General features: G+C 72.5%; 8 protein-coding genes and 1 pseudogene. 5 read left to right on the forward strand and 4 right to left on the reverse strand.

The features are described from left to right. The 3 genes and pseudogenes from C6N75_RS24420 to C6N75_RS32285 all read left to right on the forward strand — a co-directional run. A partial coding sequence (locus tag C6N75_RS24420) for an Rv3235 family protein (RefSeq protein WP_105871055.1) occupies positions 1 to 322 on the forward strand: 322 nt, incomplete at its 5' end. 56 nt (positions 323 to 378) lie between these two features. Then, the gene (locus tag C6N75_RS24425) at positions 379 to 1,128 is read left to right on the forward strand and encodes a dienelactone hydrolase family protein (RefSeq protein WP_105871060.1); all 750 of its coding nucleotides are present in this window, start codon (positions 379 to 381) and stop codon (positions 1,126 to 1,128) included. A gap of 125 nt (positions 1,129 to 1,253) precedes the next feature. Beyond that, positions 1,254 to 1,403 (forward strand): annotated as a pseudogene (locus C6N75_RS32285) (helix-turn-helix domain-containing protein); the annotation flags it as partial. Between the two features lie 210 nt (positions 1,404 to 1,613). Here the strand turns inward: C6N75_RS32285 and secA are convergent. Then, a complete protein-coding gene (gene secA, locus C6N75_RS24435; RefSeq protein WP_105871056.1) occupies positions 1,614 to 4,430 on the reverse strand; it encodes a preprotein translocase subunit SecA in 2,817 nt (938 codons plus the stop codon). Between the two features lie 272 nt (positions 4,431 to 4,702). Between secA and C6N75_RS24440 the strand changes: the two genes are divergently transcribed. After that, positions 4,703 to 5,275 carry a GNAT family N-acetyltransferase gene (locus tag C6N75_RS24440; protein WP_105871057.1) on the forward strand — a complete coding sequence of 191 codons (573 nt, stop codon included), beginning with the start codon at positions 4,703 to 4,705 and terminating at the stop codon, positions 5,273 to 5,275. Positions 5,276 to 5,343: 68 nt separating this feature from the next. Continuing rightward, positions 5,344 to 6,516: a winged helix-turn-helix domain-containing protein gene (locus C6N75_RS24445; RefSeq protein WP_105871061.1), complete on the forward strand. Its 1,173-nt coding sequence runs from the start codon at positions 5,344 to 5,346 to the stop codon at positions 6,514 to 6,516. Positions 6,517 to 6,584: 68 nt separating this feature from the next. Here C6N75_RS24445 and C6N75_RS24450 read toward each other — a convergent pair whose 3' ends face one another. From C6N75_RS24450 to C6N75_RS24460, 3 genes are all read right to left on the reverse strand, one after another. After that, positions 6,585 to 7,397: a response regulator gene (locus tag C6N75_RS24450; protein ID WP_105871058.1), complete on the reverse strand. Its 813-nt coding sequence runs from the start codon at positions 7,395 to 7,397 to the stop codon at positions 6,585 to 6,587. Positions 7,398 to 7,611: 214 nt separating this feature from the next. Beyond that, positions 7,612 to 8,298, reverse strand: a complete 687-nt coding sequence (gene hpf / locus C6N75_RS24455) for a ribosome hibernation-promoting factor, HPF/YfiA family (RefSeq protein WP_105871062.1) — start codon at positions 8,296 to 8,298, stop codon at positions 7,612 to 7,614. Positions 8,299 to 8,625: 327 nt separating this feature from the next. Further along, positions 8,626 to 9,489: a ComF family protein gene (locus C6N75_RS24460; RefSeq protein ID WP_105871059.1), complete on the reverse strand. Its 864-nt coding sequence runs from the start codon at positions 9,487 to 9,489 to the stop codon at positions 8,626 to 8,628. Positions 9,490 to 9,863: the final 374 nt, after the last annotated feature.

Consider the following 9,863-nt stretch of genomic DNA (forward strand, 5'->3'; position numbering starts at 1 on the left):
CCCCCCGCCCCACCACCTCTTCGCCGAACGCCTGCTCGCCGTCCTCAGCGGCGAACGCCCGGTGCACTGGATGCTGGGCCAGACCGTCGGCGAGGCGTACGAGCAGTTGGTCCGGCTCGCCCCGGGCACCCCGCTGCGCGGCCGCGGGACCCGCCCGACGGTCCGCCGCTGCGGCGGCCACAAGCTGGGCGACAGCGTGGTCGAGGCGTACGCCAGCGTCGCCGCGGGCGAACAGGTCCGCGCCATGGCCTTCCGCCTGGAGCTGGGAACCGACCGGCGCTGGCGCTGCGCCGCGGTCGAACTCGGCACCACGCACGGATGAGCCCCTTACGGGGAAGACGTCCCCAGGTCACACCATCCCAGGAAGGAACCACCGTCATTCCCACCAAGACCTTGTACGTCCCGACCCCGGACGGCCGCGCCGACGCCTTCGCCGCCTTCCCCGACGACGGCCACCGCCACCCGGCGGTACTCCTCCACACGGACGTCTTCGGGGTGCGGCCGACGCTGGAGAAGATGGCGAGCGAGCTGGCCGGGCACGGCTACTACGTGCTCGTCCCCAACCTGTTCTACCGGCACGGTCCGGCTCCGGTGACCGACCTCCCCGCGCACATCACCGAGGAGGCCCGGCCCGGGGTCTTCGCCCGGCTGATGCCGCTGTACGAGGCGCACACCGCCGAGCGCGCCCTGCGGGACGCCGACGCCTACCTCCGCTTCCTCGCCGAGCAGCCCGAGGTCGGCGCCGGGCCGGTCGCCGCGGTCGGCTACTGCCTGGGCGCCGTGCTGGCGGTGCGCACGGCGGCCGCGCACCCCGACCGGGTGGCCGCCGTCGCCGGCTTCCACCCCGGCGCCCTGGTCACCGACGCCCCCGACAGCCCGCACCGGGTGGTCGCCGACCTGACCGCCGAGGTCTACCTGGGCCTCGCCGAAGGCGACCTGCCCACGGCCCGGCGGGAAGAGCTGGAGCAGGCCTTGGACGCCGCCGGCGTCGACTACACCACCGAGGTCCACCCCGGCACCGTCCACGGCTTCACCATGGCCGACACCGACGCCCACGACCCCGAGGCGCTCAGTCGCCACTGGGACCGCCTGCTCCCCCTCCTCAGCCGCACCCTCACCGACGACTGACCCGGCGGGCCCCGCGGACGCCCGCGGGGCCGGGTACGGGGCAGCACGACCCCCCGCCCGGCCCCGCGGGCCCGCGCGTCGCGACTCACCTGGTCCGGCGGGCAGGTCGCGCCCATACTCCTGGCATGGACCTGGAGGCGCGGCGTCTTCGGTGCCTGGAGGCGGTGGCCGCGGCCGGCAGCCTCGACAAGGCGGCGCACCTGATGGGTCTCTCCCAGCCGGCGCTGAGCGCGCAGTTGCGCCGTATCGAGGCCGTGGCGGGCGGGGCGGTCTTCGAGCGGAGCCCCCTGGGGGGCGTCACACCTCTGGGTGAGGTCCTGCCGCCGTACGCCCGGGAGGTGCTGCACGGCCTGGCCGAGCTGGACCGTGCGATCGAGAAGCACCGGGCCCAACCCCCTAGGCAACGACAACGGCCCTCGGGGCCGGGTACAGGCCCTCGGCCTCGTACCCGGCCCCGAGGGCCGTCCGCCGGTCCGGGTCCGGGATCACTTCTTGCGGCGACGCCCGCCCTTCTGGGCCTTGCGGCGCTCGGCGCGGGTCAGGCCGTCGGAGCCGGCGGTGGCCCCGGAGGGGTCGTTGTCGAAGTCGCCCTCGACCACGCCGCCCTCGCCGTCCACCGTCGGGGCGGAGAAGTGCAGCCGGTCCGGGCGCTGCGGCGCGTCCAGGCCCTTGGCGCGGATCTCCGGCCGCCCGGCGCCCGCCGGCACGGCGTCCTCCTTGGTCAGCGAGGGGCGGGCCGCGGCCTCGTCCACCGGGACCTCCTCGACCTGCTGCTCGACCTGGACCTCCAGGTTGAACAGGTAGCCGACGGACTCCTCCTTGATGCCCTCCATCATGGCGGTGAACATGTCGAAGCCCTCGCGCTGGTACTCCACCAGCGGGTCCTTCTGCGCCATGGCGCGCAGGCCGATGCCCTCCTGGAGGTAGTCCATCTCGTAGAGGTGCTCGCGCCACTTGCGGTCCAGCACGGAGAGCACCACGCGCCGCTCCAGCTCGCGCATGATCTCCGAGCCGAGCTGCTTCTCGCGCGCCTCGTACTGCTCGCGGACGTCGTCCTTGATGGACTCGGCGATGAAGTCGGAGGTGATCCCGGCGCGGTCGCCGGCCGCCTCCTCGAGCTCCTCGACGGTCACCTTCACCGGGTAGAGCTGCCGGAAGGCGCCCCACAGCCGGTCCAGGTCCCAGTCCTCGGCGAAGCCCTCGACCGTCTCGGCCTGGATGTAGGCGTCGATGGTGTCGTTCATGAAGTGCTGCACCTGCTCGTGCAGGTCCTCGCCCTCCAGGACGCGGCGGCGCTCGCCGTAGATGACCTCGCGCTGCCGGTTGAGCACCTCGTCGTACTTCAGGACGTTCTTACGGGTCTCGAAGTTCTGCTGCTCGACCTGCGACTGCGCGGAGGCGATGGCCCGGGTGACCATCTTGTTCTCGATCGGCACGTCGTCCGGCACGTTGGCCATGGCCATGACGCGCTCGACCATCTGCGCCTTGAACAGGCGCATCAGGTCGTCGCCGAGCGACAGGTAGAAGCGCGACTCGCCCGGGTCGCCCTGACGGCCGGAGCGGCCGCGGAGCTGGTTGTCGATCCGGCGCGACTCGTGGCGCTCGGTGCCCAGCACGTACAGCCCGCCGAGGTCGCGGACCTCGTCGGACTCGGCCTTGACCGCCAGCTCCGCCTTCTCCAGCGCGGCCGGCAGGGCGGCGACCCACTCCTCCTGGTGCTCGACCGGGTCCAGGCCACGCTGGCGCAGCTCCGCCTCGGCGAGGTCGTCGGGGTTGCCGCCGAGCTTGATGTCGGTGCCTCGGCCGGCCATGTTGGTGGCGACGGTCACCGCGCCGCGCCGCCCGGCCTGGGCGACGATCGTCGCCTCCCGGTCGTGCTGCTTGGCGTTGAGCACCTCGTGCGCCACACCGCGCTTGCTGAGCTGCTGCGAGAGGTACTCGGACTTCTCGACCGAGGTGGTGCCGACCAGGATCGGCTGGCCCTTCTCGTGCTTGTCCGCGATGTCGTCCACGACCGCGGCGAACTTGGCCACCTCGGTGCGGTAGATCAGGTCGGACTGGTCCTTGCGGACCATCGGCTTGTTGGTCGGGATGGGCACGACGCCGAGCTTGTAGATCTGGTGGAACTCGGCGGCCTCGGTCATCGCCGTACCGGTCATGCCGGAGAGCTTGTCGTAGAGGCGGAAGAAGTTCTGCAGGGTGATCGTGGCGAGGGTCTGGTTCTCGTCCTTGATGTCCACCCCTTCCTTCGCCTCGATCGCCTGGTGCATGCCCTCGTTGTAGCGGCGGCCGGCGAGGATACGGCCGGTGTGCTCGTCGACGATCATGACCTCGCCGTCGATGACGACGTAGTCCTTGTCCTTCTTGAACAGTTCCTTCGCCTTGATGGCGTTGTTCAGATAGCCGACGAGCGGGGTGTTGACCGACTCGTAGAGGTTGTCGATGCCCAGCCAGTCCTCGACCTTGGCGACGCCGGACTCGTGGATGGCGACCGTGCGCTTCTTCTCGTCGACCTCGTAGTCGCCGGTCTCCTCCAGGCCCTTGAGGTGGTTGCCCGGCTCGCCGCGGGTGAGGCGGGTCACCAGCTTGGCGAAGTCGCCGTACCACTTGGTGGCCTGGTCGGCCGGGCCGGAGATGATCAGCGGCGTACGGGCCTCGTCGACCAGGATCGAGTCGACCTCGTCCACGCAGGCGAAGTTGTGGCCGCGCTGGACCAGCTCGTCCTTCGACCAGGCCATGTTGTCGCGCAGGTAGTCGAAGCCGAACTCGTTGTTCGTGCCGTAGGTGATGTCGCAGGCGTACTGCTCGCGGCGCTGCGCCGGCGACATGTTCGCCAGGATGCAGCCGACCTCCAGGCCCAGGAACTTGTGGACCCGGCCCATCATCTCGGAGTCGCGCTGGGCCAGGTAGTCGTTGACCGTGATCAGGTGCACGCCCTTGCCGGACAGCGCGTTGAGGTACGCGGGCAGGGTGCCGACGAGGGTCTTGCCCTCACCGGTCTTCATCTCGGCGACATAGCCGAGGTGCAGCGCGGCGCCGCCCATGATCTGGACGTCGTAGTGGCGCTGGCCCAGCGTCCGCTTGGCGGCCTCGCGGACGGTGGCGAACGCCTCGGGCAGCAGGTCGTCGAGGGTCTCGCCGTCCTCGAAGCGCTGCTTGTACTCGTCGGTGAGCGCGCGCAACTCGGCGTCGGAGAGGCCGGTGAAGTCCTCTTCGATGGAGTTGACCTGGTCCGCGATGCGTTGCAGTTTGCGCAGGATCTTGCCTTCGCCTGCACGCATGAGCTTGTTGAAGACGGACACTGAGGTTGGTCTCCTTGCCGGTCGGGCCTGGCACTGGGTCGGTCCCTGACGGTGGTCACGGACGCTGGCACGGGCACGGCAGGTGGGCCCTACCGCATCGGCCATCGTAAGCGAGGACGCCGCCGCGCCGGGAGGTCCGCACACCGCCGCGTACCACAGCCGGGCGCCGTGACGGCACACCGCCTTGCCAGGAGAACGCGCGGGAGGCCCGGAAGGTGCCGCCCCTTGCGCATCCGTTCGTCGCACGCCCGTACGACGACCACAATCCCGTCATGGACCCCGTGAGACTGACCACCGCACGGCTGCTGCTGGACGCCTTCACCCCCGAGGACGCCGCCGCGGTGCACGCCGCCTGCCAGGACCCGGCGATCCGGCGCTGGACGGCGATCCCCTCCCCGTACGCCCACGAGCACGCCGAGTCCTTCGTGCGGCGGACGGCCCCGGACGGCTGGTCGCACGAGACCGAGTTCACCTTCGCCGTCCGGCCGGCGCGGGGCGGCCCTCCGCTCGGCGCCGCCGCCGTCCACCACCCGCGCCCCGGCTACTGGGAGGTCGGCTACTGGACCGGCGCCGCGCACCGCGGCCGCGGTGTCACGACGGAGGCGGTACGGGCGCTGGCCCGCTGGGCGTTCACCGACCTGGGCTGCCCCCGGCTGGACTGGCGGGCCGAGGTGGGCAACACCGCCTCCCGGCGCACCGCCGAGCGCGCCGGCTTCACCGTCGAGGGCGTCCAGCGGGCCGCCCTGTACCAGGCCGGCACGCTGCGGGACTGCTGGACCGGCTCCCTGCTCCCCTCCGACCTCGGGCTCCCGAGCCCCTTCCCGTACCTCCCCGCCACCGGCTGATCGCGCCTCCCGGCCGGAACCCTTCGCTGCCGGCCGGGCTGTCAGTGCGGAGGTCTATCGTGCCCACCATGACGACGACGCCGCCTCCGCTCGCCGAACTGTCCGCCGACGAGGCCCGCCGGATCGCGCTGCGCGCCCAGGGGCTGCTGGGCGCGCCGGACCGCCGGGCCGGTGTACGCGGGGTGCTGCGGCACCTGGGCGCGGTGCAGCTCGACACCATCTCGGTGCTGGCCCGCTCGCACGAGCTGGTGCCCTACGCCCGGCTCGGCGGCGTGGGGCGTACGGCGGTGGACGCGGCGTACTGGACCGGCGGCCGCGCCTTCGAGTACTGGTCGCACGCCGCCTGCGTCCTGCCGGTGGAGGAGTGGCCGCACTTCGCCTTCCGCCGGCGCGCGTACCGCGCCCGCCCGCAGTGGCACCACGACCTGCCGGAGGGCGCGTACGAGGCGGTGATCAAGCAGCTCACCGCCGAGGGCCCGCTGACCGCCACCGAGCTGGGCGGCGCGAAGAACGGCGGCGAGTGGTGGGACTGGTCGGCGTCCAAGGTCGCCGTCGAGCGCGCGCTGATGTACGGCGAGGTGGTCTGCACCGAGCGGCGAAGCTGGAAGCGGGTGTACGACCTGGCCGAGCGCGCCATCCCGGCGGAGCTGCTGCACGACGAGCTGGACGACGCCGAGTGCCTGCGCCGCCTGGTGCGGCTCGCCGGGCAGTCGCTCGGGGTGGGCACCCGGGCCGACATCGCGGACTACCACCGACTCAAGGGCGAGCAGTTCGACGCCGTGGTCGAGGCCTCGGGGCTGGTCCCGGTGCGGGTGGAGGGCTGGGAGAAGCCGGCCTGGGCGGATCCGGCGGCGCTGGAGAGCGCGCCGCGCGGGCGGCACCGCACCACTCTGCTGTCGCCGTTCGACTCGCTGATCTGGGAGCGGGCGCGCACCGAGCGGATCTTCGGCTTCACCCACCGCCTGGAGGCGTACGTACCGCGGCAGAAGCGGATACACGGTTACTTCGCGATGCCGCTGCTGGCGGGCGGGCGGCTGCTGGGCCGGGTCGACCCTGCGCGGGAGGGGCGGACGCTGGTGGCCAGGCAGGTGTCGCTGGACTCGGCGAAGGCGGTGGCCCCGATGGCGCAGGCGCTGCGCGAGGCCGCGGAGTGGGTCGGCTGCGACGCGGTACGCGTGGAGCGCGTCGACCGCACCGAGCTGGCGGCCCCGCTGACCGCCGCCCTGGCCGCCGCCCGCTGAGGGCGGGGGGCGAGGGCGCCGGGGGCGCGCCCGGCGCCGCGGAGGGCGGCCGGGCCAGCCCCGCAGCCCTACCTGATCTCCAGGATCTTCTCCCGCATCGCGTACACCACGGCCTCCATCCGGGAGTGGAGCTGGAGCTTCTCCAGGATGTTGCGTACGTGGTTCTTGACGGTGTTCTCCGAGATGAACAACTCCTTGGCGATGTCGCGGTTGTTCATCCCGGTGGCGACCAGCTTGAGCACCTCCAGCTCCCGGTCGGTCAGCCGGGGCGCGGGGACCAGCCGGCGTTCGTCGGTGCGCTGGATCATCGACTTGAACTCGGTGAGCAGCTTGGCCGCCATCGACGGGCTGATCTGCGACTGGCCGTCGGCCACCGCGCGGATGGCGGTGGCCACCTCGTCGGTGGAGATCTCCTTGAGCAGGTAGCCGGTGGCGCCCGCCTTGATGGCCTCGTAGAGGTCGGCTTCCTCGTCGCTGATCGTCAGCATGATGATCTTGGCGCTGGGGGCGACTTCCTTGATGGTGGTGCACGCCTCGATGCCGCCGCGACGGGGCATCCGCACGTCCATCAGCACGATGTCGGGAAGCAGGTCGGCGGCCTTGTCGACGGCCTCGGCGCCGTCTCCTGCCTCGCCGACGACCTCGATGTCCTCCTCGTGGGCCAGGACGATCTCCAGCCCGCGGCGGAAGAGCGCGTGGTCGTCCACGACGAGGACGCGGATCGGTTCGTCCCGCCGCGACCCGCCTCCCGCCCTGTCTTCGGACTCACGCTCCTCGGCATCACGGCTGTCACGGCCGTCGGTCTCGCGCGCGGCGCCGGGTCCGCTCCTCGGGGCGTCGGAGCCGCCCCGGTAGTGCACCGGGCCGAAGCTGTCCGCCATCGTTCCTCCCCTGCAGGCATCGCCTGACGCTTGCGGTTCAACCGTCAACCTCGTTCACCGGGGCAATGGTTGACGTGTGCGGACATGATTCCACGTCCGGGAGGCGGAACGGTGATCCCGCGGTGGCACGGTGGTGCCCCCGGGGCGCACGAGGGGCGCTCCAGGGGCACGTCGAGGCACCGGGCCGGGGTGGACAGCCGGCGGTCAGCCGCCGTCAGCCGCCGAGCGCGCCGCCGGCGCCACCGGGCTCCGTGCCGGCCAGCGGGTCGCTCTCGAGGTGGATGACACCGTAGTCGTAGGCGTGCCTCCGGTAGACCACACTGGGGTGCTTCGTCTCGGAGTCGACGAACAGGTAGAAGTCGTGCCCGACCAGCTCCATCTCGTAGAGAGCCTGGTCGAGGGTCATCGGAGCGGCCGTGTGGGTCTTCTCGCGAACGATGAGCGGGCCTTCGCCCTGTACCTCCAGGGAGCCGATCCGGGTCGTCGGAACGACGTCCTCGGCCTCGGTGACGATGGTGCCGTCAGCTCCAAGGCTCGCCACACCGGGCACCCGGTCGGCGACCTCCGCGGCGGACAGCCGGCCCGAGCCGCGGCGGGTGTGGCGCTTGTCGTGCTGCTTGCGCAGCCGCGCCTCCAGCTTGCCGGTGGCGAGGTCGAGCGCCGCGTAGGGGTCGGCAGCGGCGGCTTCCGCCCGGATCACCGGGCCTCGGGAGTGGAGTGTGATCTCCACGCGGTCGGACCGGTCGGCCTGCCGCGGGTTGTGTTCCTTGGACACCTCGACGTCGAGGCTGATCACCTTGCCGTCGAGCTTCTGGATCTTCTCCAGCTTCAGCTTCTCGGCCACGTGCTTACGGAACCGCTCGGGTACCTCGGTCTTGCGGCCCTTGACGACGATGTCCACGCAGAACTCCGTTCCCGGATAGCTTGCGCCGGCCCACCGGCCGGCGAGCATTTCCTCTTGCACCAGACCCCGGTGAGCGCCGGAGTCATGGACTTGGCGACTCGACCTCCTCCTCCCCCGTGGGCGAGCCCCCCACCTCACCAGTCGTACCCGCACTGACCTGCGCCGGAGCCCGGCACAACACAGCACGTCACGTGAAGCGCGGCTTTCGCCTTTCCTCACGTCCGAACATAGCTCGCAGGAGCGGGTATCGGCACCCGCTGTCCGCACCTGTCTCCGATCAGGTGTTTTTCGGCTCTCGCCACCTGCAAGGATGCAAGTTCCCCGTCACTTCCGGTTTAATTCGAAGGAGATGGGCGGAGCGCAAACGACCGCCGCGGTAAGCCCGCGATCACCGCCGTGAGAAGCGCTTTCCGCCCCCGGCGCGGCCTCCCGCCGACGGGCGGCCGACCGGTGCGCGCCCCTCCGGCCGGTGCCCATCCCCTGCCCGTCCCTCTGCTGAACACCCCGGACGTCGTTTGCCGGTGCGGCCCGCACCGCCCGGGCGGCCTCCGCGAGGGTGGCCCCGGTGGTCATCAGATCGTCCACCAGCACCGGTCGCCCTCGGGCGAGCAGCCGTCCCGCGCCGACGGCCGCCTCCAGCGCCCCGCCCATGTTGGCCAGCCGCTCCCCGGCCGTCAGACCCGCCTGGTCCGCCACCGGACGGCGCTGGCGCAGCACCGGCAGCACCCGCGCGGGCCTTCCGGCCGCCCGCAGCTCCGCCGCCGCGGCGGCCGCGATCCGCCGGGCTGGGTCATGCCCCCGCGCCCGGACGGCCCGCCGCGCCGACGGCACCGGCACCAGCAGCACCGGCCCCTCCCGCGCCCGCCCGCAGCGGACGGCAGCCCGTACGGCGGCCGCGAGCGCGGCGCCCAGCGGACGGGCCAGCGGCAGGACACCCCGCTCCTTGTGGGCGAGCAGCAGCGCGCGGCAGGAGTCCGCGTACGGAGCCGACGCGAACACCGGGGGCAGCCCGGCCGGCTCGGGCGCCGGCCACACCCGCCGGGCCCCCTCCCCGTACAGCCTCCGCGCGCAGCCCTCGCACACCTGCGTGCGGCCCACCCGCGGGCGGCCCCGCGGCCCCGGCCGCCCGCAGCCCGCGCAGCTCGCGGGCAGCACCAGCCCGCCGATCTCGCTCCACCACTCGCTCATGGCCCCACGGTGGCAGTACCCACCCGCACTGACCACCCCTGTGGAAAACCGTCGCCAAGGGCCCGTCGCCACACACTGTCAGGGGTCACAGAAGGCCGCTGCCCAGGGGCCGCCGGCGGCTCCTGGGCAGGGTCACTGGCAGGGATCGTCGGCAGCGGCGGCGGCCGTCGCCAAGGGCCGTCGGCGGCTCCTCGGCGGTCGTGGCCGTGACCCGGGGCCGGGACCCGGCGGCCGCGTTCCGACCAGCCGGGCCCGGCCTGCCCTGCGCCACGGCCCTGCCCGGCCTGCCCTGCGCCACGTCCCTGCCCGCCCCGGCCTATCCCGGGTAGACCGGGGCGGTGCCCTTGTCGACCATCGGCTGCCAGTTGGCACCG

The sequence above is a fragment of the Streptomyces solincola genome, assembly GCF_002982015.1.
GTDB classification, from domain to species: Bacteria; Actinomycetota; Actinomycetes; order Streptomycetales; family Streptomycetaceae; genus Streptomyces; species Streptomyces solincola.